25 protein-coding genes are annotated in these 24,837 nt (G+C 73.6%); 7 read left to right on the forward strand and 18 right to left on the reverse strand.

All coding sequences use genetic code 11. The features are described 5' to 3' along the window. Positions 1-92 precede the first annotated feature (92 nt). Together lipB and ACI789_RS17905 are read right to left on the reverse strand one after the other, a co-directional pair. Positions 93-740, reverse strand: a complete 648-nt coding sequence (gene lipB / locus ACI789_RS17900) for a lipoyl(octanoyl) transferase LipB (protein ID WP_457010723.1) — start codon at positions 738-740, stop codon at positions 93-95. Between the two features lie 78 nt (positions 741-818). Beyond that, entirely contained in the window at positions 819-1,553 is a 735-nt protein-coding gene (locus tag ACI789_RS17905) for a Type 1 glutamine amidotransferase-like domain-containing protein (RefSeq protein WP_457010724.1), read from the reverse strand. A gap of 158 nt (positions 1,554-1,711) precedes the next feature. On the opposite strand from ACI789_RS17905, the gene ACI789_RS17910 reads away from it, so the two are divergent. Beyond that, a complete protein-coding gene (locus ACI789_RS17910; RefSeq protein WP_457010725.1) occupies positions 1,712-3,334 on the forward strand; it encodes a protein kinase domain-containing protein in 1,623 nt (540 codons plus the stop codon). A 2-nt stretch (positions 3,335-3,336) separates the two neighbouring features. On the opposite strand, the gene ACI789_RS17915 is transcribed toward ACI789_RS17910, so the two are convergent. The 3 genes from ACI789_RS17915 to lpdA all read right to left on the reverse strand — a co-directional run bounded on the left by ACI789_RS17915 (position 3,337) and on the right by lpdA (position 7,581). Beyond that, positions 3,337-4,245 carry a TIGR01777 family oxidoreductase gene (locus ACI789_RS17915; protein ID WP_457010726.1) on the reverse strand — a complete coding sequence of 303 codons (909 nt, stop codon included), beginning with the start codon at positions 4,243-4,245 and terminating at the stop codon, positions 3,337-3,339. A gap of 72 nt (positions 4,246-4,317) precedes the next feature. Then, a complete protein-coding gene (sucB, locus tag ACI789_RS17920; RefSeq protein ID WP_457010727.1) occupies positions 4,318-6,153 on the reverse strand; it encodes a 2-oxoglutarate dehydrogenase, E2 component, dihydrolipoamide succinyltransferase in 1,836 nt (611 codons plus the stop codon). 48 nt (positions 6,154-6,201) lie between these two features. Continuing rightward, positions 6,202-7,581, reverse strand: a complete 1,380-nt coding sequence (gene lpdA, locus ACI789_RS17925) for a dihydrolipoyl dehydrogenase (RefSeq protein ID WP_456920369.1) — start codon at positions 7,579-7,581, stop codon at positions 6,202-6,204. 156 nt (positions 7,582-7,737) lie between these two features. Here lpdA and ACI789_RS17930 point away from each other — a divergent pair, with 156 nt between their 5' ends. Further along, positions 7,738-8,082 (forward strand): oxidoreductase, encoded by a 345-nt coding sequence (locus tag ACI789_RS17930; RefSeq protein WP_456920368.1) that lies wholly within the window; start codon positions 7,738-7,740, stop codon positions 8,080-8,082. A 64-nt stretch (positions 8,083-8,146) separates the two neighbouring features. On the opposite strand, the gene ACI789_RS17935 is transcribed toward ACI789_RS17930, so the two are convergent. Continuing rightward, entirely contained in the window at positions 8,147-9,655 is a 1,509-nt protein-coding gene (locus ACI789_RS17935) for a leucyl aminopeptidase (protein WP_457010728.1), read from the reverse strand. A gap of 306 nt (positions 9,656-9,961) precedes the next feature. Between ACI789_RS17935 and gcvT the strand changes: the two genes are divergently transcribed. Continuing rightward, positions 9,962-11,080 carry a glycine cleavage system aminomethyltransferase GcvT gene (gene gcvT, locus ACI789_RS17940; protein ID WP_457010729.1) on the forward strand — a complete coding sequence of 373 codons (1,119 nt, stop codon included), beginning with the start codon at positions 9,962-9,964 and terminating at the stop codon, positions 11,078-11,080. Positions 11,081-11,117: 37 nt separating this feature from the next. Here gcvT and ACI789_RS17945 read toward each other — a convergent pair whose 3' ends face one another. Genes ACI789_RS17945 through ACI789_RS17960 form a run of 4 tightly spaced genes read right to left on the reverse strand, consistent with a single transcriptional unit; the run spans position 11,118 to position 13,474 of the window. Beyond that, on the reverse strand, positions 11,118-12,272 hold the full coding sequence (locus ACI789_RS17945; RefSeq protein ID WP_457010730.1) for a YihY/virulence factor BrkB family protein: 1,155 nt from the start codon (positions 12,270-12,272) through the stop codon (positions 11,118-11,120). Between the two features lies 1 nt (position 12,273). Then, on the reverse strand, positions 12,274-12,549 hold the full coding sequence (locus ACI789_RS17950) for a DUF4235 domain-containing protein (protein ID WP_456920363.1): 276 nt from the start codon (positions 12,547-12,549) through the stop codon (positions 12,274-12,276). Beyond that, positions 12,546-13,040 (reverse strand): DUF3618 domain-containing protein, encoded by a 495-nt coding sequence (locus ACI789_RS17955; protein ID WP_457010731.1) that lies wholly within the window; start codon positions 13,038-13,040, stop codon positions 12,546-12,548. Before ACI789_RS17955 ends, ACI789_RS17950 begins: the two co-directional genes overlap by 4 nt. Beyond that, positions 13,037-13,474: a phage holin family protein gene (locus ACI789_RS17960; RefSeq protein WP_457010732.1), complete on the reverse strand. Its 438-nt coding sequence runs from the start codon at positions 13,472-13,474 to the stop codon at positions 13,037-13,039. Before ACI789_RS17960 ends, ACI789_RS17955 begins: the two co-directional genes overlap by 4 nt. Positions 13,475-13,593: 119 nt before the next feature. On the opposite strand from ACI789_RS17960, the gene ACI789_RS17965 reads away from it, so the two are divergent. After that, entirely contained in the window at positions 13,594-13,806 is a 213-nt protein-coding gene (locus tag ACI789_RS17965; RefSeq protein WP_456920360.1) for a hypothetical protein, read from the forward strand. Between the two features lie 50 nt (positions 13,807-13,856). Here the strand turns inward: ACI789_RS17965 and ACI789_RS17970 are convergent, their stop codons facing one another. Both ACI789_RS17970 and ACI789_RS17975 read right to left on the reverse strand, forming a co-directional pair. After that, positions 13,857-14,840 carry an aldo/keto reductase family protein gene (locus tag ACI789_RS17970; protein WP_457010733.1) on the reverse strand — a complete coding sequence of 328 codons (984 nt, stop codon included), beginning with the start codon at positions 14,838-14,840 and terminating at the stop codon, positions 13,857-13,859. Positions 14,841-14,913: 73 nt separating this feature from the next. Further along, positions 14,914-15,522 carry a DUF3043 domain-containing protein gene (locus tag ACI789_RS17975; RefSeq protein ID WP_457010734.1) on the reverse strand — a complete coding sequence of 203 codons (609 nt, stop codon included), beginning with the start codon at positions 15,520-15,522 and terminating at the stop codon, positions 14,914-14,916. A gap of 145 nt (positions 15,523-15,667) precedes the next feature. Between ACI789_RS17975 and ACI789_RS17980 the strand changes: the two genes are divergently transcribed. Further along, positions 15,668-16,015 carry a HesB/IscA family protein gene (locus tag ACI789_RS17980; protein ID WP_457010735.1) on the forward strand — a complete coding sequence of 116 codons (348 nt, stop codon included), beginning with the start codon at positions 15,668-15,670 and terminating at the stop codon, positions 16,013-16,015. A gap of 105 nt (positions 16,016-16,120) precedes the next feature. On the opposite strand, the gene asnB is transcribed toward ACI789_RS17980, so the two are convergent. The 3 genes from asnB to ACI789_RS17995 are packed head-to-tail and all read right to left on the reverse strand — an operon-like array spanning position 16,121 to position 18,856. Beyond that, positions 16,121-18,070, reverse strand: coding sequence for an asparagine synthase (glutamine-hydrolyzing) (gene asnB, locus ACI789_RS17985; protein WP_457010736.1), 1,950 nt, complete (start codon positions 18,068-18,070; stop codon positions 16,121-16,123). A gap of 56 nt (positions 18,071-18,126) precedes the next feature. Next, positions 18,127-18,501, reverse strand: coding sequence for a DUF3817 domain-containing protein (locus tag ACI789_RS17990; protein WP_457010737.1), 375 nt, complete (start codon positions 18,499-18,501; stop codon positions 18,127-18,129). Next, a complete protein-coding gene (locus ACI789_RS17995; protein ID WP_456920353.1) occupies positions 18,491-18,856 on the reverse strand; it encodes a metalloprotease in 366 nt (121 codons plus the stop codon). The genes ACI789_RS17990 and ACI789_RS17995 overlap by 11 nt, the downstream gene beginning before the upstream one ends. 281 nt (positions 18,857-19,137) lie before the next feature. On the opposite strand from ACI789_RS17995, the gene ctaC reads away from it, so the two are divergent. Further along, the gene (gene ctaC / locus ACI789_RS18000) at positions 19,138-20,007 is read left to right on the forward strand and encodes an aa3-type cytochrome oxidase subunit II (protein ID WP_457010738.1); all 870 of its coding nucleotides are present in this window, start codon (positions 19,138-19,140) and stop codon (positions 20,005-20,007) included. A 45-nt stretch (positions 20,008-20,052) separates the two neighbouring features. After that, the gene (locus tag ACI789_RS18005; protein WP_457010739.1) at positions 20,053-20,454 is read left to right on the forward strand and encodes a cytochrome c oxidase subunit 4; all 402 of its coding nucleotides are present in this window, start codon (positions 20,053-20,055) and stop codon (positions 20,452-20,454) included. A gap of 617 nt (positions 20,455-21,071) precedes the next feature. On the opposite strand, the gene qcrB is transcribed toward ACI789_RS18005, so the two are convergent. From qcrB to qcrC, 3 genes are all read right to left on the reverse strand, one after another. Next, entirely contained in the window at positions 21,072-22,736 is a 1,665-nt protein-coding gene (qcrB, locus tag ACI789_RS18010) for a cytochrome bc1 complex cytochrome b subunit (RefSeq protein WP_456920350.1), read from the reverse strand. Further along, positions 22,736-23,848 carry a cytochrome bc1 complex Rieske iron-sulfur subunit gene (gene qcrA / locus ACI789_RS18015; RefSeq protein WP_457010740.1) on the reverse strand — a complete coding sequence of 371 codons (1,113 nt, stop codon included), beginning with the start codon at positions 23,846-23,848 and terminating at the stop codon, positions 22,736-22,738. Before qcrA ends, qcrB begins: the two co-directional genes overlap by 1 nt. A 94-nt stretch (positions 23,849-23,942) precedes the next feature. Next, the gene (qcrC, locus tag ACI789_RS18020; protein WP_457010741.1) at positions 23,943-24,830 is read right to left on the reverse strand and encodes a cytochrome bc1 complex diheme cytochrome c subunit; all 888 of its coding nucleotides are present in this window, start codon (positions 24,828-24,830) and stop codon (positions 23,943-23,945) included. Positions 24,831-24,837 lie beyond the last annotated feature (7 nt).

A 24,837-nucleotide genomic window follows, 5' to 3' on the forward strand; every position in this document is an offset into this window, starting at 1 on the left:
CCGGAACGAGACGAGAGGCCCGGTGACCGACCGTGGCCGGGTGGTCCCGACACCGTGCAGGTCGCTGTCCGGGCGCACGGCGAGGTGCGCGCTCAGGCCGCGGAGACCTCGGCCGGGGCCAGCACCTGCCGCATCGCGGCCTCGACGGGGTCGATGACCTCGGCGACGGTGACGTCGCGGCCCAGTTCGGCGGTCAGCGACGTGGCGCCGGCGTCGACGATCCCGCACGGGATCATGTTCCCGAACGCGGCCATGTCCGGATCGCAGTTGAGGGCGAACCCGTGCATCGTCACGCCGCGCGCCACCCGGACGCCGATGGCCGCCACCTTGCGGTCGGGGCCACGCTCGTCGGCACGCACCCACACGCCACTGCGCCCCTCGACCTGCTCGGTGGCCAGGCCCAGACCGGCGCAGACCTCGATGAGAGCCGCCTCCAGCCGCCGGACGTGGGCCACCACGTCGACCGGGTCGGCCAGCCGGACGATGGGGTAGCCGACCAGCTGACCGGGACCGTGCCAGGTGATCTTGCCGCCGCGGTCGACGTCGATGACCGGCGTGCCGTCGAACGGCCGCTCGTGCGGCAACGTGCGCTTGCCGGCGGTGTAGACCGGCGGGTGCTCCAGCAGCAGCAGGGTGTCGGGGGCGGTGCCCTCCACGACGCGGGCGTGCAGCTCGCGCTGCTGCGCCCACGCCTCCTCGTAGTCGATCAGACCCAGCCGGAGGACCTCGAGCGCGCTCACGGCTCCCAGCGTAGTTGGCGGACCCTCCGGCCCCCCATCGCTCGCACGCCTGCTGCCGGCCCTGCGGGAGGCCCGTTCCTAGCGCAGTCGCCGGGGCTCGATGCGGGTCTCGACGGCGGCGCCGTCCGGCCCTCGCTCCACCCGGTAGGCGGCCTTGCCCGGACGGTCGGCGACCGCCTCCACCAGCTCGCTGCCCCGGTAGACCAGCCCCACCCCGTCGTCGGTCGCGTGGCCCGGCGGGAGCGTGCCGTCGGCCACCAGCCGGTGGTAGAGCGGCCGACGCTGCTCCTCGGTGTCGTAGTGCACCCCGTTGGAGGTCGGGATCAACCCCAGCCCGTTGGTGACCGGGCGCAGGTCGGGGCCGAAGGAGTCGGTGGTCCCGCCCACGTGCCAGCACAGCGAACCGGCCGACACCCCGCCCAGGACGACGCCGGCCTCCCACACCTCGCGGAACACCTCGTCCAGGCCGTGCACCCGCCACACCGCCAGCAGGTTGGCCACGCTGCCGCCGCCGACCCAGACGACGTCCTGGGAGAGGAGGTGGGCGCGCACGTCGGGCACCGTCGGCATGGTGAACAGGCTGAGGTGGCTGACCTCGACGCCGCTGCCCGCGAAGGCGCCGTAGACGCCGGCCAGCCGCACCGGGTCGTCCCCGGTGGCGGTGCCCAGGTAGCAGAGCCTCGGCCGCTCCGGCGCCCCGGCGAGCTCGACGGCGAGGTCGAAGACCGGTCCGGGGGCCCAGTCGTAGGGCCCTCTCCCGCGGGAGTCGAACCCGATGCTGGTGGCGAGGATGGTCGGCGCGGTGGCGGGCACGGTCGGGCAGCTCCTCGCGGGGACGGACGGCAGGGGGCGCCTGTCGAACCTAGGCCGTTCCGCCGTGGGGCACTCGGCGGGGCCGGTGGCTGTGGAGGGCCCACGGGCCTGTGGACAACGCCGGCGGGCACCGTGTCCGGCCGCCTACGGTGCCCGCCATGCCGACCCCCTCGTCCCTCCCCGCGCGCGGACCAGCAGACGCCCCGGTCGTCCCCGGGTACCGGCTCGAGCAGCTGCTGGGCCGCGGCGGGTCCGGCGAGGTGTGGCGGGCCGTACCGCGCAGCGGAGGTGACCCGGTCGCGGTGAAGGTCCTCGTCGCAGGTGACCCCGAGCGCCAGGCCCGCGAGGCCACCCTCCTGGGAGAGCTCGACCACCCGCACCTGGTCCGGCTGGTGGAGGTGGTGCACCAGCCCCGGCGCGGCGGCCAGCCCCGCGTGGCGCTCGTGCTCGACCTGCTCGCCGGGGGCAGCCTCGCCGCGCTCCTCGCCCGGCGGGGTCGGTTGCGCCCGGGGGAGGTGGTCACCGCGATCGCGCCGGTGGCGGCCGCGCTCGCGCACGCACACGACCGCGGGATCGTGCACGGCGACCTGTCACCCGGCAACATCGTCTTCACCGGTGAGGGCCGCCCGGTGCTCACCGACCTCGGGGTGGCGCGGGTCCTGGGAGAGGACGCCGCGGCCGAGGTGACGCCCGCCTACGTCGACCCCACCGTCGCCCGCGGTGGTGCACCGGGCCCGGCGTCGGACGTCTTCGGCGTGGCCGCGGCGGCGTTCCACGCGCTGACCGGCGTCGCCCCGTGGAACGCCGCCACCCCGGCCGACACGCTGCGGGTGGCCGCGACCGGCCGGCTGCCCGACCTCGACGAGCTGGCACCGGAGGCGCCGCCGGAGCTACGGGCGGTGATCGCACGAGGCCTGTCGGCCGAGCCGCACGAGCGCGGCTCGGCGGCGGCGTTCGCTCTCGACCTGCGGCACGCCTGCCGGCCGGAGCCGGTGCGGCTGCCGGCTCCCGGGGTCGCCGACGCGGACCTGGGACGGACCGGCCGGGGTCCGCGGACGGAGCTGACCCACCAGGTCCCCGGCCGGCACCGCCGTCCTCCCGAGCCGGAGGGGCGGTCGGGTCGGACGCGCTGCGCTCCGGGTGCCGCCGTCCGTGCGCGGCTGCGGTCCGGCGGCGCGACGGCACGCACGGCCGGGGGCGTGGCCGCCGTCGTCGCCGTCCTGGGCCTGGTGCTGTGGCTCGGCGGGTCGTGGGGCGAGCCCTCGGGTCCCTCGCCCGCCGCGGCCCCGGCCGAGCTCGCCGGCCGGGCGGCGACCTCGGACCCGACGGCCGGGCCCCCGACCGAGGGGGCCGCACCGGACGAGGGGACGGCGCGTCCGACGTCGGACGAGGAGTGGACCGAGGTGCTGGGCGGGCTCTACGCCGCCCGGGCCGCGGCGTTCCGGACGGGGTCGGCCGAGCTGCTCGACCGGGTCCACGTCGCCGGCAGCGCGCTGCTCACCACCGACCGCGACACCGTCACGGCCCTGGACGCCGCGGGGGAGCGGCTGCGCGGCTTCGCCCCGGTGGTGGTCCGGGCCTCGCTGGTGGAGGAGTCGGCGCAGGGCGCGGCGACGTTGGACGTCGTCGACCGGTGGCCGGCCTACGAGGTGGTCGCGGCCGGGGAGCAGGAGGGCCCGGCGCTGCGGACGGTGGAGGGCCGCGGTGAGGCGAGGGTGCGGATGGTCCTGCGGGAGACCGACGGGGGCTGGCGGATCGAGCGGGCGGAGCGGACCGCGTGAGCTCAGCCCCGGTCGAGGGCCGCGCGCAGCGCCGACTCGAGATCGCGGTGGGTCCACCGGAAACCGGCGGCCGTGAGCTTCGCGGGGACGGCTCGCTGGCCGGCCAGCACGCCGGTGCGGCCGAACTCGCCCAGCGCGAGGGAGAGCGCCAGGCGAGGGACCGGGAGCACCGCCGGCCGGTGGACCACGCGCGCCAGCTCCCGCACGAACTCGGCGTTGGTCACGGGAGTCGGGCCGGTGAGGTTGACCGGACCGGAGACGTCCGCCGTCAGCAGGAAGCGGATGGCCGCGACCTCGTCGGTCAGGCCGATCCACGGCCAGTACTGCCGACCCGAGCCCATCCGGCCGCCCAGCCCGGCCCGGAAGACCGTGCCGAGGATCCGCACCAGTGGAGCACCCCGGCCGACCACCAGGCCCGTGCGCAGCTGGGCCACGCGGACCCCGGCCTCGGCCGCGGGTGCCGTCGCCGCTTCCCACTCGACGCAGAGCCGGGCCAGGAAGTCGCTGCCCGCGGGCGCGTCCTCGTCGACGGTGCGGTCGCCGGTGTCGCCGTAGTAACCCACCCCGGACGCCGACAGCAACACCCGCGGTCGGCCCGGGTCGGCCGCGACGGCGTCGGCGAGGGCCCGGCTGACCGTGCTCGTGCTGTCCAGCCGGCTGGTCCGCAGCTGCTCCTTGTAGCCCGAGGTCCAAGGCCGGGGGCGGATCGGGGTGCCGGCGAGGTTCACCACGGCGTCGACGTCGGAGAGCAGCGCCGGGTCGATCCGCCGGTGCTGGGGGTCCCACCGGTGCTCGTCGGCGGTGCGTGGCGTGCGCCGGACCAGCCGCAGGACGTCGTGCCCGTCGGCGCGCAGGAGCGGGACCAGCTGGGAGCCGATCAGCCCGGAGGAGCCGGTGACCGCGACCTTCATCTGTCTCCTCCGCAGACGGTGCGGGAACGCGATCGGGGCCCCGGCGGTCGCCGGGGCCCCGATCGGGATGGATCAGGCGAGGCCGAGCTCGCCGTGGAACTGACCGGCCTCCAGCCGCTCCTTCACGGTGCCGAGGAAGCGGGCGGCGTCGGCGCCGTCGACGATCCGGTGGTCGTAGGTCAGCGCGAGGTAGACCATCGACCGGACCGCGATGACCTCACCGAGGTCGGGGTCCTGGACGACGACCGGGCGCTTCACCACGGTGCCGGTGCCGAGGATGGCGACCTGCGGCTGGTTGATGATCGGCGTGTCGAACAGCGCGCCCCGGCTGCCGGTGTTGGTCAACGTGAACGTGCCGCCGCCGAGCTCGTCCGGGGTGACCTTGTTGGTGCGCGTCCGCTCGGCCAGGTCGGCGATCTTGCGGGACAGGCCGCCGAGGCTGAGGTCACCGGCGTCCTTGATGACCGGCACCAGCAGGCCGCGCTCGGTGTCCACCGCGATGCCGAGGTTCTCGGAGTCGTGGTAGGTCACCGTGCCGGCCTCGAGGTCGATCGAGGAGTTCACGGCCGGGTGGGCCTTGAGCGCCTCGACCGCCGCCTTGGCGAAGAACGGCAGGAAGGACAGCTTGACGCCCTCGCGGGCCTCGAAGTCCCGCTTGGCCCGGTCCCGCAGCCGCGCGATGGCGGTGACGTCGGCCTCGACCACCGTGGTCAGCTGGGCGCTGACCGCCAGGGACTCGACCATCCGCCGGGCGATGACCGACCGCAGCCGGGAGAGCTTCTCGGTGCGGCCGCGCAGCGAGGTGTCCGGCATGGCCGCGGGCGACGGCTTGGGCGCGGCCCGGCCGGCCGCGGCCGGAGCGGCCTCGGGAGCCGGAGCGACGGCCTGCTCGGCCGCGGCGAGGACGTCCTGCTTGCGGATCCGGCCGCCCACGCCCGTCCCCGAGACCGAGGACAGGTCCACGCCACGCTCGGCGGCCAGGCGGCGCACCAGCGGGGTGACGTACTGGCCGCCACCGTCGCCACCGGCCGCCGGGGCTGCCGGCGCGGAGGCCGGGGCCTGGGGAGCGACCGCGGCCGCGGGGGAGGGAGCAGACGTCGGCGACTGCGCAGGCAGGGCACCGCTGGAGCCGTAGTCCGCACCCGGGGTCTCGGTGGCGGGCTTCGCCGTCTCGGGCTCCTGGGCCCGAGGCTGCGTCTGCTGGGGCTCCGGCTGCTGGGCGGGGGCCGCGGGCGCCGGGGCGGGAGCCCCGCCGCCGGAGGCGCCGGCCGACCCGATCACCGCGAGCTGGGCGCCGACCTCGACGGTCTCGTCCTCGTTGACCGAGATCGACAGCAGCGTGCCGGAGGTCGGGGCCGGGATCTCGGTGTCGACCTTGTCGGTCGACACCTCGAGCAGCGGCTCGTCCGCGGTGACCTCGTCACCGACGGACTTCAGCCAGCGGGTGACCGTGCCCTCGGTGACGCTCTCGCCGAGCGCCGGCATGGTCACCGGGGTGCCCTCACCGCCACCCTGACCGCCGTCGCCGGCAGCCTGGGCGGGCGCCGGCTCGGCCGGCTGGGACTCCGGCTCGGCAGCCGGGCCCGCGTCCTGGACCTGCTCGACGGGGGTCTGCGGCGTCGTGTCGGCGTCCTCGGCCGAGGCCGGGCCGCCGGACGCGGCACCGTCGCCGTCCCCGCCGATGATGGCCAGCTCGGCGCCGACCTCCACGGTCTCGTCCTCGGCGACCAGGATCTTGCTCAGCACGCCGGCGGCCGGCGACGGGATCTCGGTGTCGACCTTGTCGGTCGACACCTCGAGGAGGGGTTCGTCGGCCTCGACCTGCTCACCCTCCTGCTTGAGCCATCGAGTGACCGTGCCCTCGGTGACGCTCTCGCCCAGGGCGGGCATGGTGACGGACGTCGGCATCGGGGGAGGGCTCCTTCTCGCGCTGGGTGGGTGGGGTGTGGAACAGGGTCAGCCGTGCACGTGCAGGGGCTTGCCGGCCAGCGCGAGGTGCGCCTCACCGAGGGCCTCGCTCTGCGTCGGGTGCGGGTGGATGAGGCTGGCGACGTCGTCGGCCTCCGCCTCCCAGTTGTAGATCAGCTGGGCCTCCGCGATGAGCTCGCCCACCCGGCTGCCGACCATGTGCACGCCGAGGACCGGGCCGTCGACGGCCGCGACGAGCTTGACGGCACCGGCGGTCTTGAGGATCTGGCTGCGGCCGTTGCCGCCGAGGTCGTAGTTGAGGACCTTGACCTCGCCGTACTTCTCCTTGGCCTGCGCCTCGGTGAGGCCGACGGAGGCCACCTCCGGGTCGGAGTAGGTGATCCGCGGGACGCCGGCGTAGTCGATCGGCGCGGGGTTGAGCCCGGCCAGCCGCTCGGCGACGAGGATGCCCTCGGCGAAGCCGACGTGGGCCAGCTGGAGGGTCGGGATCAGGTCGCCGACGGCGGAGATCGTGGGCACGTTGGTGCGGCAGTACTCGTCGACGAGGACGTAGCCGCGCTCCATGGCCACGCCGGCCTCCTCGTAGCCGAGGCCCTGGCTGACCGGGCCGCGGCCGACGGCGACGAGCAGCAGCTCGGCCTCGAACTCCTTGCCGTTCTCCAGGGAGACCTTGACGCCGTTCTCGGTGTTCTGGACGCCGGAGAAGCGGCTGCCCAGCTCGAACCCGATCTTGCGGCGGCGGAAGGCACGCTCCAGCAGCTTGGAGGAGGCCTCGTCCTCGAGCGGGACCAGGTGGGGGAGGGCCTCGATGATGGTGACGTCGACGCCGAAGGACTTCCAGGCGCTGGCGAACTCGCAGCCGATGACGCCGCCGCCCAGGATGATCGCCGAGGCGGGCACCCGGTCCATGTTGAGGGCGTGGTCGCTGGTGATGACCCGGTTGCCGTCGATCTCGAGGCCGGGCAGCGAGCGCGCGTAGGAGCCGGTGGCGAGCAGGACGTGCTTGCCCTCGTAGCGCTGCCCGTTGGCCTCGACGGCGGTCGGCGAGACCAGCCGGCCCTCGCCCTCGACGTAGGTGATCTTGCGGCTCTTGATCAGGCCCTGCAGGCCCTTGTACAGCCGGGAGATGACCCCGTCCTTGTAGCTGTTGACGCCGTCCATGTCGATGCCAGCGAGGGAGGTCTTCACGCCGAACTGCTCGCCCTCGCGGGCCAGGTCGGCGACCTCACCGGCGTGCAGCAGCGCCTTGGTGGGGATGCAGCCCCGGTGGAGGCACGTGCCGCCGACCTTGTCGCGCTCGATGAGGACGACGGACATGCCGAGCTCGGCCGCACGCAACGCGGCGGCGTAGCCACCCGAGCCACCACCGAGGATGACCAGGTCGGCGGGCGAGGTGGGTGCGCTCACGAGATCTCCTCGAATGCTGGTGTCCCGGCCGTACACACGGACGGGGGATGGTCCGGGGCTCATCCTGCCACTCCGGGAACGCGGAGGCTGAGAGCACCGTTGCCAGCGCGGACGTCGCGGCACGAGGCGGGCCGCCTCGGGGCACGAGGAGGACGGATGGGGCTGTTCGGGCGGAAGCGCAACCGGGCACGGCGCAGCGACGGAGGCCGGCCCGCGACCCTGGACCGGGGCGCCGCGCGGGCGGACCTCGCCCACCTGGAGCAGTTCGTCGCCACCCGCCGCGGCGTGGAGGGCTACGTGGAGCCGCGCACCGCGGTCACCGAGACGACGATCGTGCTGGTCGCCGCCGACGGTGAGTGGACCCGGCGGCGGATCGACGGCCCCGACACCGCGCGCCGGCTGTCCCGCGACCTCGGCGTCCCGGTGTACGACGCCCAGGTCACCGGCTACCCGCAGCGCATGCGCGACTGGTCGTCCCGCCAGCGCGACGGCCGCGGCTGAGCGGCGGCACCGGCGGGGAGCGGGACCGGCCGCGGTCCGGGATCCCGGACCGCGGCCGGCGTCGTCACTCGGCGATGAGGTCCTCGATCGTCGCCAGCAGCGTGCGCACGGGGACGCCGGTGCCGCCCTTGGGCGTGTAGCCCCACGGCGCGCCGGTGTTGTAGCTGGGCCCGGCGATGTCGATGTGCGCCCACGGCAGCCCGGCCGGCACGAACTCGGCCAGGAAGTGGGCGCCGACCAGCATGCCGCCCATCCGGTCGAGGTTGGCGTTGACGAAGTCCGCGACGGGGGAGTCGATGCCCTTGCGCAGCTCGGCCGGCATCGGCATCGGCCACATCGGCTCACCGCTGCGGCGGCTGGCGGCCACGACGGCGTCGCGGAGGTCGTCGCTGCCCATGACGCCCGCGGTGCGGGTGCCGAGCGCGACCAGTTGCGCCCCGGTGAGGGTCGAGGTCTCCAGCAGGTGGTCGGGGGAGTCCTCGGCGGCGCGCGCGATCGCGTCGGCCAGGACGACGCGGCCCTCGGCGTCGGTGTTGGTGATCTCCGCCTTCTTGCCGTTGCGGAAGGTCACCACGTCGGCCGGGCGGTAGGCGGTGCCGCTGGGCAGGTTCTCGGCGATCGGCACGGTGGCGGTGACCTCGACCGGCAGGCCGAGCTCGGCGACCAGGCAGACGGTGGCGATCACGGCGGCGGCGCCGGCCATGTCGCTGGTCATGTGGTGCATGTTCAGCGCCGGCTTGATCGACAGGCCGCCGCTGTCGAAGGTGATGCCCTTGCCGATGAGGGCGATCTTCTTGCGCGCCTTCTTGCCGGTGTAGGTCAGCCGCAGCAGGCGGGGCTTGCGCACCGAGCCGCCACCGACGGCGAGGATGCCCCCGTAGCCCCCGGCCGTCAGAGCCTGCTCGTCGAGCACCTCGACCTTGAGCCCCGCCTTCTTCCCGGCGGCCGCGCCGCGGTCGGCGAGCTCGGCGGGGAAGAGGTCGTTCGGCGGGGTGTTGACCAGGTCGCGGACCAGGGTCACCGCGTCGGCGACGGCGCGGGCGCGGGCCAGCGCGGCCCGGGCCTCCCCGGCGTCGGGCACGACGACGGTGAACTCCCGCGGCGGGGTGGGCCGGCCGTCGAGGGCGGACTTGTAGGCGGTGAACTCGTAGGCCCCGAGGAGGTGGCCCTCCCCGACGGCGTGCAGGCGCATCTCGTCCGGCGTCCCCCCGACGGCGGCGAGCAGGCTGACGACCGAACCGCGGCCGGACAGGGCGCGGCTGGCCGCGCCCGCGGCCCGGCGGACCGCCTCGGCGGGGTAGCCCCCCGCGGCCTCGGGGGCGCCCAGGCCCACCGCGGCGACGACGGGGAACGAGCCCTGCCCGAGGGCGGCCACGCGGGTCACCTCGTCCTCCCCACCCCGGGCCCCGAGGTCGGCCAGCGCCGGCAGCAGCCGGCCACCGAGCAACCGGTCCACGGCCTCCGCACCGGGGGTGGGCAGCGGGCCGTCGGAGCCCTTGCCGACGCCGATGACGACGGCGTCGGCGGAGAGCTTCTCGAGCGGGCGGTCGGTGGCGGTGATCGTCGGCGGCACCGCTCGATCCTAGAAGGACCCCCGTGCCCCCCACGCCTCGCAGGCTCGGCGCGGGCCCCTGCACGGGGGCCGCGTGCCCCCCACGCCTCGCGGGCTCGGCGCGGGCCCCTGCACGGGGGCCGCGTGCCCCCCACGCCTCGCAGGCTCGGCGCGGGCCCCTGCACGGGGGCCGCGTGCCCCCCACGCCTCGCAGGCTCGGCGCGGGCCCCTGCACGGGGGCCGCCTGCCCTCCACGCCGCGCGGGGTCGGCGCGGACCCTGCGACAGGGGCCGCCCGGTACCCGTGACGGGCGCTAGCGTGCCGAGCGTGACCCCGCGGACCTCCCCCCTGCACGAGCGGCACCTCGCGGCCGGCGCCAAGATGGCCGACTTCGGTGGCTGGACCATGCCGATGGAGTACGCCGGCGGCGGTGTGCTGGCCGAGCACGAGGCGGTCCGGACCGGGGTCGGGCTGTTCGACGTCTCGCACCTGGGGACGGTCACCGTGCGCGGGGCGGGCGCGGCCGCCTTCGTGGACTCGTGCCTGACCAACGACCTGTCCCGCATCGGCCGGGGACAGGCGCAGTACACGATGTGCTGCCTGCCGGACGGCGACCCGCGGGCCGGCGGCGTCGTCGACGACCTGATCGCCTACCTGCACGGGCCCGACGACGTCCTGCTGGTGCCGAACGCCGCCAACGCCGCCGAGGTGGTGGCCCGGCTGACCGACGCCGCGCCCGCCGGGGTGACCGTCACCGACCGGCACACCGAGGTCGCCGTCCTGGCGGTGCAGGGTCCGAAGTCGGCGCAGGTGCTGTCCTTCCTCGGCCTGCCCGGCGAGCTGGCGTACATGTCCTTCGTGACCGGCACCGGCGGGGGGAAGGCCGAGGTGACCGTGTGCCGGACGGGCTACACCGGCGAGCACGGCTACGAGCTGCTGGTCTCCGCCGAGCGGGCCGGCGAGCTGTGGGACGTGCTGGTCGACGTCGGCCGGGACGAGGGCCTGCGGCTGTGCGGCCTCGGTGCACGCGACACCCTGCGCACGGAGATGGGGTACCCGCTGCACGGGCACGAGCTCTCGCTCGACATCACGCCCAGCCAGGCCCGCGCGGGCTGGGCGGTCGGGTGGCACAAGCCGGCGTTTTGGGGCCGCGAAGCGCTGGTGGCGGAGAAGGAGCGCGGGCCGGCGCGGCTGCTGTGGGGACTGCGCGCCACCGGACGGGGGATCCCGCGGCCGGGGATGGCGGTCCTCGACGCCGGTGGCGCGCGGGTCGGCGAGGTCACCAGCGGCACGTTCTCCCCGACGCTGCGGACCGGCATCGCCCTCGCCCTGCTGGACGCCGCCGCCGGGGTCGCCGAGGGCGCAGAGCTGGCCGTCGACGTGCGCGGGCGGCCGCAGGCCGTGGAGGTCGTGCGGCCGCCCTTCGTGCCCTCGCACGTGCGTTGAGCCAGGCCCCCGTCCAGAGGCTGGACGGGGGCGCCGGCTACCTGCGCGTCGGGTCCTTGTCCTCCTTGGTCGGCTCGGGCCGCTCGGGGAGGGTGTCGGCGACCACCGCGTCGCGCTCGCCCATCGGCCGCGGCTCCCCGGAGGTGGTGTCCTGCGCCGTCTGGTGCTCGGCCTCGGAGTTGATCTCCGCACCGAGCAGGACCAGGTAACAGGTGAGGTACAGCCACAGCATCAACACGATGACGCCGGCGATCGCACCGTAGGTCTTGTTGTAGGACCCGAAGTTGTCGACGTAGAAGCTGAACCCCACGCTGACGATCGCCCACACGATGGTGACGAAGATCGAGCCCAGGCTCACCCAGCGCAGCCGGGGCGCGTCGCGGTCGGGCGCGACCCGGTACACCACGGCCAACCCGCCGGCGAAGACGCCGAGCAGCAGCACCCACCGGACCACCTGGGCGAGGATCGTCCCCACCACCCCCAGGGGCAGCGCCTCGAGCACCGCCGGGACGACGGCGAGCAGCGCGAACGCGACCAGGACGAAGACGATGGCGCCGAAGGTCAGCAGGAGCGACACCGCCTTCTGCTTGACGAAGCCGCGGGTCTCCACCTCGTCGTAGGCCAGGTTCACCGCCGTCATCAGGTTGCCGACACCGCCGGAGGCGCTCCACAGCGCCGCGAGGATGGACACGATCAGCCCGACGGTCAGCGCGCCGCCGCTGTTCTGGACGACGGCGTTGAGCTGGGTCCCGATGGTGTCCGAGGCGCTCTCCGGCAACTGCGCCGAGAGGTCCTCGACCTGCTGGGCCACCGTCTCCGGAGAGGCGACCAGGCCGTACAGCGAGATCGCGGCGATCAGCGCGGGGAAGATCGCCAGGAAGCCGAAGAAGGCGACGCCGCCGGCGATGATCGGCATGTTGTCGGCCTTGTTCTCCGCCCAGGCCCGCTTGACGACCTGCTTCCAGCCGCGCAGCGGGATCTGGGTCGGCTTCTCTGCGTTGATGCCCGGCAGCGACCCCTCGTCGAGGCCACCGTGGACCCCGGGAGCGGGGTCGGGGCGGCCGCGCTCCCCGCTGCCCTGTCCGGTGCCCTGACGGGCGGCCTCGGCCGCGGCCGCTCGCCTGGCCGCCTTCTCCTCGACCCGCTGGCGGATGCGGTCGACGGCGCTGTCGTGTGATCGGGTGCCGGACACGTCAGTCGCCCGGCCAGCTGCCGGTCAGCTTGGTGAACCCGCGAGCACCGAGCCGGTCGATGGCGGCCTTGGTCGCTGCGAAGATCGCGCCCTGCAGGGCGGCGGCGAGCACGACCTCCCGCATCCGGTACTCGCTCTGCAGGGCGTCGGGTGCGTCCTCCTCGTGGGAGACCCGCTTCCACACCTGCTTGAAGATCGCGCCGGACACGACGCCGGCGAGGATGCCGCCGAGCAGGCCGATCGGGCGGTAGACGAGCTTGGCTCCCTTGCTGCTCACTTCGTCCTCCTCGCGGCCCGGCGGGCCTGCTGCACCTTGGCGGCCCGGCGGGCCTGCTTGGCCTTGGCGGCCCGGCGGGCCTGCTTGGCCTTGGCGGCCCGGCGGGCCTCCTTCGACCTCTTCGCCGCTGCCTTGCGAGCGGCCTTCTGAGCGGCGGCGCGGCGTGCGGCCACGGCCTTGACCTCACGCCTGGCCGCTCGCGCCGCCTTCCGGCGGTCCTTGGTCCTGCGGCGCCATAGGACGAGCCCGATGAGGGAGGCCAGGCCGGCGCCGGCGCCGATGACGGTGGGCGGGCTCTCGCGGTAGGTCTCGACGGCGGTGTCCCGGGCGCGGAAGGCGCCCTCCCGGGCTCGGGCCGGGACGTCGAGGCGGTGCGAGAGCTCGTCGACGGTGCGGCTGAGCTGCTCGCGGGTGGCCTCGATGTCGGCCTTGATGGCGTCGGGGTCGCGCGGAGCGGTGTCGTCCGCCCCGGAGCTGGTCGGGGTGCTCACCGGCGTGCACTCTCCTTCACCGTCGCGATGTCGGCCTTGGTGCTCGCGATCGCCTGGGTCGGCACCGGCGGCGCGGCCTTCTGCACGTCCTTCTTGCCGACCAGGGCCAGGACGCCGGCGACCAGGAACAGCACCACCGTGACGATCAGCGCCGCCGCCCAGGCCGGCAGCACGAGGTCCAGCAGGAGGATCGCGGTGGCGACCAGGGCGGCGGCGCCGAGGAAGGCGAACAGCCCGGCGCCGCCGAACAGGCCCGCGCCGACGCCCAGCCGCTTGGCCTTCTGCGTGACCTCGGCCTGTGCGAGCCGGGCCTCGTCGCGGACCAGCCGCGAGATCTGCTCGGTGAGCTGGCCGATGAGCTGGCCGGTCGAGGCGTCCTCGGGGGTGGGTGGGGGTGCGGTCGCGCGGGTCGCACCCGTGGCGGGCTGGGTCATCGGTCCTCCGGTCCTGGTCTGGACGGTCGATGACTCCACATGCCCGCGACGCTGGCCGGGGTAACCCGGGGTCGGGTCGCACTCCGGCAACGGCCGGCCGGGTCACTAGCCTCGGCGGCATGGGCTGGTACTGGCGGCTGGAGGACCCCTCGGGGGCGGAGGTCGACGCCGAGTCGGTGGGTGTCGTCGTCCCTGACTCGGAGAACCAGGGCGACGCGGAGTCGTGGCTGGGCGAGCACTGGCGGGTGCTGCTCGAGCGCGGCGTGGCCACGGTGACGCTCTTCGACGGCGACCAGGAGGTCTACGGCCCGATGGGGCTGGCCGCCACCTGATGCGGAGTGGGAGGGACGCGTGATCCGCGCCCTCCCACTCCGCGACGGCGTCAGCCGCGGGCGGTCTTGGTGGGGTCGCGCTCGACGACGTCGCCGAGCACCTCGTCGATCCGCGCCAGGACGTCGGCGTCCAGCCGCACCCCGGCCGCCTGGACGTTGTCCTGCACCTGCTCCGGCCGCGTGGCGCCGATGATCGCGGCGGCCACGTTCTCGTTCTGCAGCACCCAGGCCACCGCGAGCTGGGCCATGGACAGGCCCAGCTCCTCGGCGACCGGCCGAAGCTCCTGCACGCGGGTCAGGACGTCGTCCCGGAGGAACCGCTGCATCGACCCGCCGGCCTCCGCGTGCCCGCCACGGCTGTCGCTCGGGGGCTGCTGACCGGGCAGGTACTTGCCGGTGAGCACGCCCTGCGCCAGCGGCGACCACACGATCTGCGACAGCCCCTCCTCCTCGGAGGTGGGGACGACCTCGTCCTCGATGACCCGCCACAGCATCGAGTACTGCGGCTGGTTGCTGATCAGCTGGACGCCGAGGTCGCGCGCCAGGGCGGCACCCGCGGCGATCTCGTCGGCGCGCCACTCGGAGACGCCGATGTAGAGGACCTTGCCCGCCCGCACGAGGTCGGCGAAGGCGGTCATCGTCTCCTCCAGGGGCACCGTGGGGTCGTACCGGTGCGCCTGGTAGAGGTCCACGTAGTCGGTCTGCAGCCGGCGCAGCGACGCGTGGCAGCTCTCGACGATGTGCTTGCGGCTCAGCCCGCGGTCGTTCTGTCCGGGGCCGGTGGGCCAGTAGACCTTGGTGAAGACCTCCAGGCCCTCGCGGCGCTGACCGGCCAGCGCCCGGCCGAGCACCGACTCGGCGCGGGTGCCGGCGTAGACGTCGGCGGTGTCGAACGTGGTGATGCCGGCGTCGAGGGCGGCCCGCACGCAGGCGTGTGCGGCGTCCTCCTCGACCTGGCCGCCGTGCGTGAGCCAGTTGCCGTAGGCGATCGCGGAGATGGTCAGGCCGGAACGGCCCAGTCGTCGGAATTCCACGGATCCCGACGATAGGAGGACCCCGTCCGCCTCACGCCTCGCGGGGCCCGGCGCGAGCCTCCGGGCGGGGCCGTCACACGTCGGCGCCGAGTGCCACCTCGGGCTTGGGGAAGCGCCAGCGGCGGACCATCGTGGCCCGGCTGACGCCGTACCAGATCAGCCCACGCATCTTGTGGTCCTGGCCCGGGAACCGCTCGAGCACCTTCTTCTTGATCCGCCGGCCGAGGAAGACCGAGTCGACGATGATCACCAGGAAGAAGAGGAACCACACGAACACCGTGTAGCTCTGCACCGCGGGGTTGGGGATGAAGTAGCCCGCCAGCACGAGCGCGGCCACGACGAGGAAGAAGCTGCCGGCGTTGCGCCGGGCGTCGACGATGTCGCGTACGAGCTTGCGCACCGGACCGCGGTCGCGGACGGGCAGGTAGCTGTCGTCGCCGCGCAGCGCCCCGGAGCGGGCGGCGGTGCGCTGGGCGGCCTGCTGCTCGCGCATCCGCTTGTAGGCCTCCTTGCGCGTGGTGGGAGGCGGCGGGGGAGGCCCGGGACGGCGCCCCTGGGCCTCGCTGCGCTTGGGTGTGGGCCGGCCCTTGCCGGAGGCCTTCACCAGCTGGGTGGTGAGGTCGTCGTCGGCGGCGGGCGCGGTCTCGGCGCGGTCCTTGCGCCCGGGCAGGCGGAGCTTCACGCCCCGAGTCTACGTGTGACCTCCGTCGTCCCCGGTTCCTGCGGGCATCCGCGCCGTACAGTGGGAAGACGCTCCGCTCCGGCGGTGTTGACGTGCTGCAGGACGTGCCGCAGCAGGCACCCTCGAACGTGGGAGGACAACCAACATGACGGTGCAGGACACCGCAGCGACCGGCGTGATCCTGAGCGACCCCGCCGCCGCGAAGGTCAAGGCGCTGCTCGACCAGGAGGGCCGCGACGACCTGCGGCTGCGCATCGCCGTCCAGCCCGGCGGCTGCTCCGGCCTGCGCTACCAGCTCTTCTTCGACGAGCGGTACCTCGACGGCGACCAGACCTACGAGTTCGGTGGCGTCGAGGTCATCGTCGACCGGATGAGCGGCCCCTACCTCGGTGGCGCCGTGATCGACTTCGTCGACACGATCGAGAAGCAGGGCTTCACGATCGACAACCCGAACGCGCAGGGCTCCTGCGCCTGCGGCGACTCGTTCCACTGAGCCAGGACCCCCTGCGCCCCGCCACTCGCGAGCTCGCGGCGGGTCCCTGCAGGGGGCCGATGTGACAGTGCCCGGTCCCTCTCGAGGGACCGGGCACTGTCGTGTTCAGAGCCTGACCGGGTAGACGGTCTCGGGGATCTCCGGACGGATCCGCTCCTCGACGAAGATCCCGTGCCAGACCATGAAGACCAGCACCTCCCACACCTGGCGGGCGATGCGCTTGCTGGGCACCTCGGCCTGGCGCAGCCGGTCGAGCAGCCCGAGGACGTGCGCCCGGTCGAGCCACTCGTCGGTCTGGCTGGCGACGACGATCTCGCGCGCCCACTCGTGCAGGGGGCCGGCGAGGAAGTCCGCCGTCGGCACGGGGAAGCCGAGCTTGCGCCGGTGCAGGATCGACGGCGGGACGATCTGCTCCATCGCACGGCGCAGCGCGTACTTGGTGGCCCCCGCCCGGTCCCCGGAGCCGCCCCGCGGGACGCGCTCGTCCAGCGGGATGGTGCTGGCCAGCGCGAACACCTCGGGGTCGAGGAAGGGCACCCGCAGCTCGAGGGAGTTGGCCATGGTCATCTTGTCGGCCTTGACCAGGATGTCCCCGCGCAGCCAGGTGAACAGGTCGACGTACTGCATGGCCGTCACGTCGTCGTAGCCGGCCTCGCGGGTCTGCCGGTAGAGGTCCTCGGTGACCGTGACGTGGGACAGGTCCGCGTCGTGGCCGCGCATGAGTGCGGCCAGTTCGGCGGGGGAGAAGTTCCGCGCGTTGCCGTAGTAGCGCTCCTCCAGCGGGATCGACGCCCGGCGCAGCAGGTCCTTGCCGCGCATCCCCTCGGGCAGCCGCCCGGAGACGCCGGCCATCGCACGCTTGGCGAACCGCGGCAGCCGTTCGGCCCAGGCCAGGCTCAGCGGCTCCCGGTAGATCGTGTAGCCGCCGAAGAGCTCGTCGGCGCCCTCGCCGGAGAGCACCACCTTGACGTGCTTGCGGGCCTCGCGGGCCACGAAGTACAGCGGCACGAGCGCCGGGTCGGCGACCGGGTCGTCGAGGTACCAGACCACCTCGGGGATGGCCGCGGCGAACTGCTCGGCGTCGATGACCACCGGCACGTGCTTCACCCCGAGAGTGGCCGCGGACTCCGCGGCGATGTCCACCTCGGACGTCGACTCCCGCTCGAAGCCCACCGTGAAGGTGAGCAGGTCGGGGTTGTACCGGTGGGCCAGCGCCGCGATCGCGGTGGAGTCGATGCCGCTGGAGAGGAACGAGCCCACGGTGACGTCGGCGCGCATGTGCTTGGCGACCGACTCGTCGAGGGCCGCGGCGATGCGGTCGTAGAGGTCCTGCTCCCGGCCCTTGGTCACCGGCTGCGGGCGGAAGGCCGGGTGGAAGTAGCGGCTGGTGTGCAGCTCGCCGTCCACCACGGTGAAGCTGGTGCCGCTCTCGATGCGGCGGATGCCCCGGTGCAGCGTCGCCGGCTCGGGGACGTACTGCAGGGTCAGGTAGTGCTGCAGCGACGCCGGGTCCACCCCGCCGGCCGCCTCGCTGCCGCCCAGCATCTCCAGCACGGCCTTCTTCTCCGAGCTGAAGACCAGCCCGCCGTCGGCGAGCCGGGCGGTGAACAGCGGCTTGATGCCGAAGGGGTCGCGGGCACCGAACGCCGTCCGGGTGGAGGTGTCCCAGATGACGAAGGAGAACATGCCGCGCAGCTTGCGGACGACGTCCTGACCCCACAGGTGGTAGCCGGCGACGATGGTCTCGGTGTCGCCGTGCGTGGTGAGCTCCGCGCCGGCGGCGGCCAGCTCCTCGCGCAGCTCGAGGTAGTTGTAGATCTCGCCGTTGAACAGGATCCGGTAGCGGTCCCCGGCGTAGGGGAGCGGCTGCGGGCTGCCCTCGAGGTCGATGATCGACAGCCGGTTGAAGCCGAGCACCACGCGGGAGTCCGACCACACCGCGGTGTCGTCGGGCCCGCGGTGGTGCAGGCAGTGCAGGGCGTCCTGGACGCCCGTCACGTGGGAGTCGCCGACCCGGTCGGCGTCGGTGGACAGGTAGGCCAGCAGGCCGCACATGAGGCGCAGGTCTCCGGGGGGTCGGCTCGAGTCCCGGCCGCGGGGCCGGGACGGGGTCAGACGCGCTCGCCGGCGCGGGTCTTGCGGGTCGCGATCCGCTCGGCGACGAAGGACAGGATCGGGATGGTGCCCGCCAGCAGCACGAGCACCGAGCCCTTGAGCGTCCAGCGAGCGCGGAGGGCCAGGTCGCAGGCGGTCACGAAGAAGATGGCGTAGAGCCAGCCGTGCAGCGTCCCGATGACGGCGACCGGCTCGTCGACGCCGCCGAGGTACTTGATCGGCACCGCGACCAGGATCAGCGCGATCAGCAGCAGACCCACTACCCAGGCCATGACCCGGTAACGGAGGAGCGCGGCCGGGACGCCCTGCCCGACGCGGCGGGCCAGAGCGCGGGGGAGTGGGCTGGGCGAACGGGTCTGCTCAGCGGCCATCGGTGCTCCGCTGGCCCAGCGCCTTCGCGTTCAGCTCCGCGAGGTAGGCGTTGTACGCCGCCAGCTCCGGATCGCCGGTCGTGTCGATCCGGGGCCGCTGGTACAGGACCAGGGCGTTGCCCGGCTCGTCCTCGTCCGGGTCGCGCCGCAGCTCGTCCCGGACCATGCGGATGTAGAAGAACAGCCCCATGAACCCGTACAGCGGCCACTGCAGGGCGTAGCTCCAGTTCACCGCGCCGCCGCCCGCCTCGGCCTTGGTCAACTGCCAGTAGCCGAGGAAGAAGGTGGCCACGAACAGTGCGGCCACCAGCAGGTGCAGCAACACCCACCTGGGGGTCAGCAGCCGGGTCCACACGGCCTCGACTGTAACCGCCGCGACCCTGGCCGCGGGGTCGGCGGTGAGGGGGCTCACGGAGGTGTCGTCGGCGTCGGGAGGAGCCCCGCAGCAGCGCCGTCCGGCCCCCGGGCGGCGCGACCCGCCGGGACCCCGTCTCCGGTGGTCGGCCGCGCTGCGGGGTCGGATAGTCTCGCCGCAGACTGTGGTCGGCACAGGAGTCGTCCGCCGCGTACCGGTGGACGGTGGGCCGGGAGAGGCCGTCCCGGGAGTCGGGGCGGGGAACGAGGAGGCAGCGAGCAGTGGCTCGAGGCAGCAGGCTCGCGCGGGGCTCCGCGCTCGGTCTCCTGGGGGTGGCCACCCTCACCGGGTGCACGCCCAACAACGAGTTCTGGCGCTGGGGGTGGCCCAACGGGATCACCGACGAGGCCTTCGCGATGCGCGACCTGTGGATCTGGTCGGTCATCGCGGCGCTCGTCATCGGCATCGGCGTGTGGGCGCTCATCCTCTGGTCGGTCGTGGCGCATCGGAAGCGCAGCGACGAGCTCCCCAAGCAGACGGCGTACAACCTGCCACTGGAGATCGTCTACACGATCATCCCGTTCCTCATCATCGCCGGGCTGTTCTTCTTCACCGTGGTGACGCAGAACCGGGTCCAGGCGCGCAGCGACGACCCCGACGTGACCGTCGCGGTGAACGCCTTCAAGTGGAACTGGCAGTTCGTCTACCCCGAGACCACCGGGCAGGACGGCGAACCGGTCAACACGGTGGGCAGCACCGACGAGATCCCCATCCTCGTGCTGCCGACCGACGAGACCATCCGGTTCGAGGTCGCCTCGGCCGACGTCATCCACTCGTTCTGGGTGCCGGAGTTCCTCTTCAAGCTCGACGTCATCCCGGGCAACGAGAACGGCCGCGACAACGTCTTCGAGGTGACCATCCGCGAGGAGGGCGCCTTCGTCGGGCGCTGCGCCGAGCTGTGCGGCACCTACCACGCGTACATGAACTTCGAGGTGCGGGCCGTCTCGCCGGCGGACTACGACGCGTACCTCGCCGCCCGCGAGTCGGGGCTGAGCACCTTCGACGCGCTGGAGAGCATCGGCCAGCCCGGTGAGGCCCAGACGACCTCGGCCTGGGACACCGTCAACGACCCCCAGCGGGCCGATGGCTGACCGGCGCTCCCGCCAGGGCTCCACCACGCAGCAGGAGGGACGGCCGTGAAGGTCGAAGCGCTCATCTTCAACGTCATCGGGGTCTTCTGCATCGCGATGGCGGTCGTCTACGGGCTCTGGGCCCGCGAGCCCATCGGCACCACGGCGCTCGTGCTCTCCGGTGGCCTGACCTTCCTCATCGGCGGGTTCTTCTGGTTCGTCTCGCGCCGCATCGACGCCCGACCGGAGGACCGCAAGGACGCCGACATCGCCGACGGCGCCGGTGAGCTCGGCTTCTTCAGCCCCAGCAGCTACTGGCCCTTCGGCATCGCGCTGTCGGCCGGCCTGATGGGTGTCGCCCTGGCCTTCTTCTACGCCTGGCTCATCGCCATCGCAGCCGCAGCGCTGCTGATCACCATCGGCGGGCTGCTGTTCGAGTACTACGTCGGGCAGAACGCGCACGGCTGACGCTCCCCGCGCCTTCCACGAGGGCCCCTCTCCGCTCCGGCGGAGAGGGGCCCTCGTCGTTCCCGCGCGGCCCGATCCCCGGGATGGGGAGGACGCCACCCCCACCGGCGCGGGGACGCCACCGGACCGGCTGCCTCCGCGCCGACGACCGCGGCGGCGCGTGGACACGCCCCCCGTCGCCCGCTCCACCGCGTCCGGGACCTGGGAGCCGCCGCAGGGGGCCGCGGCGCGGCGTTGGTGGCCCAGGACCCGGCCGGTACGGCCCCGAGGCTTGCCAGGGGCGGGGCCGCCACCGGCTCGCTGGGCGCTCCCTGCCGGCGCTCGGCTCCGGGCTGCTCGCGAGGCCCGAGCAGTGCTCCCGAAGCGGTCGCGCCGGCGCCGCGCCGTCGCACCAGCGCCGTCGGTGGCCGGGCGAGCGGCTCCACAGGAGGGCCGGGCGACCGGCTGCACCGACAACGAGGCGTCGTGCCCGCCGGCGGCGCGGGAGATCCGTGGACCGGCGCGGGGTGGGGGAGCGGCTGACCGGGCCCCGGAGCCTGTCCGCCCACCAGGTACCCGGGAACGCGAAGGGCCCCGACGGGAGATCCGTCGGGGCCCTTCGTGGTGGTGCACTGGGGTCAGTCGCGCGGCTCCTGCGGCCGGCCGCCCTCGGAGGGACGCCCGGAGGCGGTGAGCTCCCGGTCGGCCTCGGCCGCCGCCAGGCCGTGCTCCTCGTGCTGCTGCTCGAGCTCGACCCGCGCCGGCTCCTCGATGGGGCGGAAGAAGCCGCGGATGGCCCGGCGGGCGCCACCGACCTGGTTCATCCGCTTGGGCACCGGAGCGCCGCCGTAGGCCAGCAGGCCGTGCCCGTGGTCGTCGACCGGACCGAGGGGCTGGTGCACCTCGATGAACTCACCGTGCGGCAGCCGCCGGATGACGCCCGTCTCGATGCCGTGCTCGAGCACCTCGCGGTCGTGCTGCTGCAGGCCGAGGCAGATCCGGTAAGTCAGCACGTACGCGATGGGCGGCAGGATGATGATGCCGATGCGGCCGGCCCAGGTCATCGCGTTCAGGCTGATGTCGAACTTGTCGGCGATGACGTCGTTGCCGCCCGAGAGCAGCAGCACCACGTAGAACGTGAGGGCCATGACGCCCAGCGAGGTCCGCACGGGCACGTCGCGGGGGCGCTGGAGCAGGTGGTGCGACGCGGTGTCCTTGGTGAGCGCGCGCTCGATCATCGGGTAGAGCGCCAGGACCGTGAAGATGATGCCCGCGACGACGACCGTCGGCCAGAACAGCGCCGGGATCGTGTAGTTCCCGGGGAGGTTGAGGTCCCAGGCCGGGAACAGCCGCGACGTCCCGTCCAGGAACATGACGTACCAGTCGGGCTGGGACGCCGAGGAGACCTGCGCCGGGTTGTACGGGCCCCACAGCCACACCGGGTTGATCTGCACGAGACCGCCGAGCGCGGCGCAGACACCGAACACGATGAAGAACAGGCCGGTCGCCTTGCCCGCGAAGGTCGGGAACAGCCGGTTGCCCACGACGTTGTGCTCGGTCCGGCCCGGGCCGGGGAACTGGGTGTGCTTCTGCTTGACCAGCACCAGCAGGTGGACCGCGATGAGCGCGAGCATGATCGCCGGGATGAGCAGCACGTGGGCGATGTAGAGCCGCCCGACGATGAACTCGCCGACGTAGTCGCCGTTGAAGACCGCCCAGTGCGCCCAGGTGCCGATCACCGGGATGGACAGGATGATCGCCGACATGATCCGCAGGCCGGTGCCGGACAGCAGGTCGTCGGGGATCGAGTAGCCGGCGAAGCCCTCGGCGATGGCCAGGATCAGCAGCACGACGCCGATCAGCCAGTTGGTCTCGCGCGGCCGGCGGAAGGCACCGGTGAAGAAGATGCGCAGCAGGTGCACGACGATCGCGGCGACGAAGAGCAGCGCCGCCCAGTGGTGCACCTGGCGGATGAAGAGCCCACCGCGGACGTCGAAGGACAGGCCCAGCGTCGACTCGTAGGCCGCCGACATCTCCACACCCCGCAGCGGCGCGTAGCTGCCCTCGTAGACGACCTCGCGCATGGAGGCGTCGAAGAAGAAGGTCAGGTACGTGCCGGTCAGGAGCAGGATGACGAACGCGTAGAGCGCGATCTCCCCGAGCAGGAACGACCAGTGGTCCGGGAAGACCTTGTTCAGGGTCCGGCGCAGCGGGCCGGCGACGATCAGGCGGTCGTCGAACTCGACGGCGGCCTTGCCGATCCGCGACGTGGGGAGACCCGGCGCGGTGGCGGTGCGAGCCATCAGATGCGCTCCCGGTTCCAGTAGGTGGGGCCTACAGCCTCAATGTAGTCACTGCGTGCCACGAAGAAGCCCTCGTCGTCGACCGTGATCGGCAGCTGGGGCAGCGGGCGGGTGGCCGGGCCGAAGACCGGCTTGGCGCCCTGCGTGATGTCGAACTGCGACTGGTGGCAGGGGCAGAGGATCCGGCTGGTCTCCTGCTCGTACAGGGACACCGGGCAGCCGGCGTGGGTGCAGATCTTGGAGTAGGCGACGTAGTCGCCGTAGCCGAAGTCGTCCTGCCCGGCACGCGGCCGGTCGACGGCCACCTGCTCCGGCCGGAGCCGGAAGAGCATCGTCGCGGCGTCGGACTCCCGGTTGCCGCCGGGGACCGCCGGGAAGACGGTCTCCATCGAGCCGGGCTGCTGGTCGCCGGGACGGATCGGGGTGCCGTCGTCGCGGACGAGGCGGACGCCCTGCGCCCAGCTCGTGGTGCCCAGCGGGTTGCCCTTGTTCGGGTTCTTGATCAGGCCGCCCAGGGGCATGAGCAGCATCAGGCCGAGACCGCCGCCCATGAACAGCAGCGAGCGGCTGATCAGCTTGCGGCGGGCCAGGCCGCTGTTGTGCAGGCCGCCGACGAGGGTGGCCGCGGTGGTGACCCGGTCGAAGTGGGACCCGTCGTGCTTGTCCTGCACCGCCGTCTCGTGCGGCAGCAGCTTCTTGGTGTAGAGGACCAGTCCGACGCCGACCAGCGCCAGGGACAGCCCCATGAGGGCACCCAGCAGCGGCGTGAACAGGACGCTCCAGCCGCGCTCGGTGATGTCCCAGTGCCAGTCGGGGAGGAACCACCCCGAGCCGACGTAGACGACCACGAAGAGGAGAGCGGCCACGCCGGCCAGTGCGAACGCGAGGCCGACCTGGCGGACGGCGCGGCGCTCCAGCGGCGAGCCGGGCTCGGGGCCCGGGTCGACGTGGAGCACCTGGACGCCGTCGTAGCTGGCGCCGAGGCGGTCGAGCTCCTCCCGCGGCATCGCCGCGAGCTGCTCGGGGGTGTAGTCGTCGTCCGGGCCGCCGACGTGCGGCCCGGGGGCGTCCGCGCCGCCGGTGGAACCGGGGCGGGTCTCGCGCGTGGTCACGCTTCCTCCTCGCCGTCCCCCGCAAGCGGGAGGTGCCCCCAACGGGGGGTCAGCGTTGGTTGGGTTGTGTTCGCTCGGGAGCGGGCGGGACCGGTCACGCCTTGCTCCCCATCCAGAAGATCCCGAAGAGCAGGACGCTGATGCCCACGACCCAGATGACCAGGCCCTCGGCCGCCGGGCCGAGCCGGCCGATGCCCGCGCCGCCGGGGTCGGCCTGGGCCTTGATGGTCTGGACGTAGTTGATGATCGACCGCTTCTCCTCCGGGGTGAGCTGGTTGTCCCCGAAGACCGGCATGTTCTCCGGCCCGGTCAGCATCGCCGTGTAGAGCTCCATGTCGGTCGTGTCGTTGAGGCTCGGCGCCCGCTTGCCGGACGAGAGCGCGCCGCCCTCGCCGACGAAGTTGTGGCAGGACGAGCAGTTGAGCCGGAAGAGCTCGCCGCCCTGGGCCAGGTCGCCGTCGCGCAGGTCGCCGGAGGGGAGGGTCGGGCCGCCGCCGTTGGCCTGGACGTAGGCCATCAGCTGGTCGATCTCCTCGTCGGTGAAGACGGCCGGCTTGTCGGGGGCCTGCGCCTCCTGGCGCACCAGCGGCATGCGCCCGGTGTGCACCTGGAAGTAGACGGCCGCCTCGCCGACGCCGATCAGCGACGGACCGCGGTTCTCCACGCCCTCGAGGTTCTCGCCGTGGCAGGTGATGCAGCTGCGCTCGTACAGCTCGCGGCCGGCCGCCTCGGCCGAGGACTCGCTGGCGGTGCCCTCGTCGCTCGCGTACGCCGGCGACAGCGCCGAGTACAGCGCGCCGGTCAGCACGAGGGCGGCCATGAGGCCGGCCACGTTGACCACGCGGCGGCGGTGCTTCGACCGGCGGCGGGCGCGGGCGGCGGCAGCGGGGGTGCCGTCAGCGGGACGTCGCGACCAGCGGGCGCGGCTGCGCGGCGCCTCGGCGTCGGGCTGGGCGTCGGACTGCGGGTTCGTGGAAGACACCGGTTCC

It is taken from the genome of Geodermatophilus sp. SYSU D00965 (assembly GCF_054050075.1).

Excerpts from the sequence above, each read along its gene's own strand:
- ACI789_RS17910 (WP_457010725.1), top strand. The coding sequence starts at position 1,712 with ATGCCGACCCCCTCGTCCCTCCCCGCGCGCGGACCAGCAGACGCCCCG.
- ACI789_RS17915 (WP_457010726.1), bottom strand. The coding sequence starts at position 4,245 with ATGAAGGTCGCGGTCACCGGCTCCTCCGGGCTGATCGGCTCCCAGCTG.
- sucB (WP_457010727.1), bottom strand. The coding sequence starts at position 6,153 with ATGCCGACGTCCGTCACCATGCCCGCCCTGGGCGAGAGCGTCACCGAG.
- ACI789_RS17930 (WP_456920368.1), top strand. The coding sequence starts at position 7,738 with ATGGGGCTGTTCGGGCGGAAGCGCAACCGGGCACGGCGCAGCGACGGA.
- ACI789_RS17960 (WP_457010732.1), bottom strand. The coding sequence starts at position 13,474 with ATGACCCAGCCCGCCACGGGTGCGACCCGCGCGACCGCACCCCCACCC.
- ACI789_RS17965 (WP_456920360.1), top strand. The coding sequence starts at position 13,594 with ATGGGCTGGTACTGGCGGCTGGAGGACCCCTCGGGGGCGGAGGTCGAC.
- ACI789_RS17980 (WP_457010735.1), top strand. The coding sequence starts at position 15,668 with ATGACGGTGCAGGACACCGCAGCGACCGGCGTGATCCTGAGCGACCCC.
- asnB (WP_457010736.1), bottom strand. The coding sequence starts at position 18,070 with ATGTGCGGCCTGCTGGCCTACCTGTCCACCGACGCCGACCGGGTCGGC.
- ACI789_RS17990 (WP_457010737.1), bottom strand. The coding sequence starts at position 18,501 with ATGGCCGCTGAGCAGACCCGTTCGCCCAGCCCACTCCCCCGCGCTCTG.
- qcrB (WP_456920350.1), bottom strand. The coding sequence starts at position 22,736 with ATGGCTCGCACCGCCACCGCGCCGGGTCTCCCCACGTCGCGGATCGGC.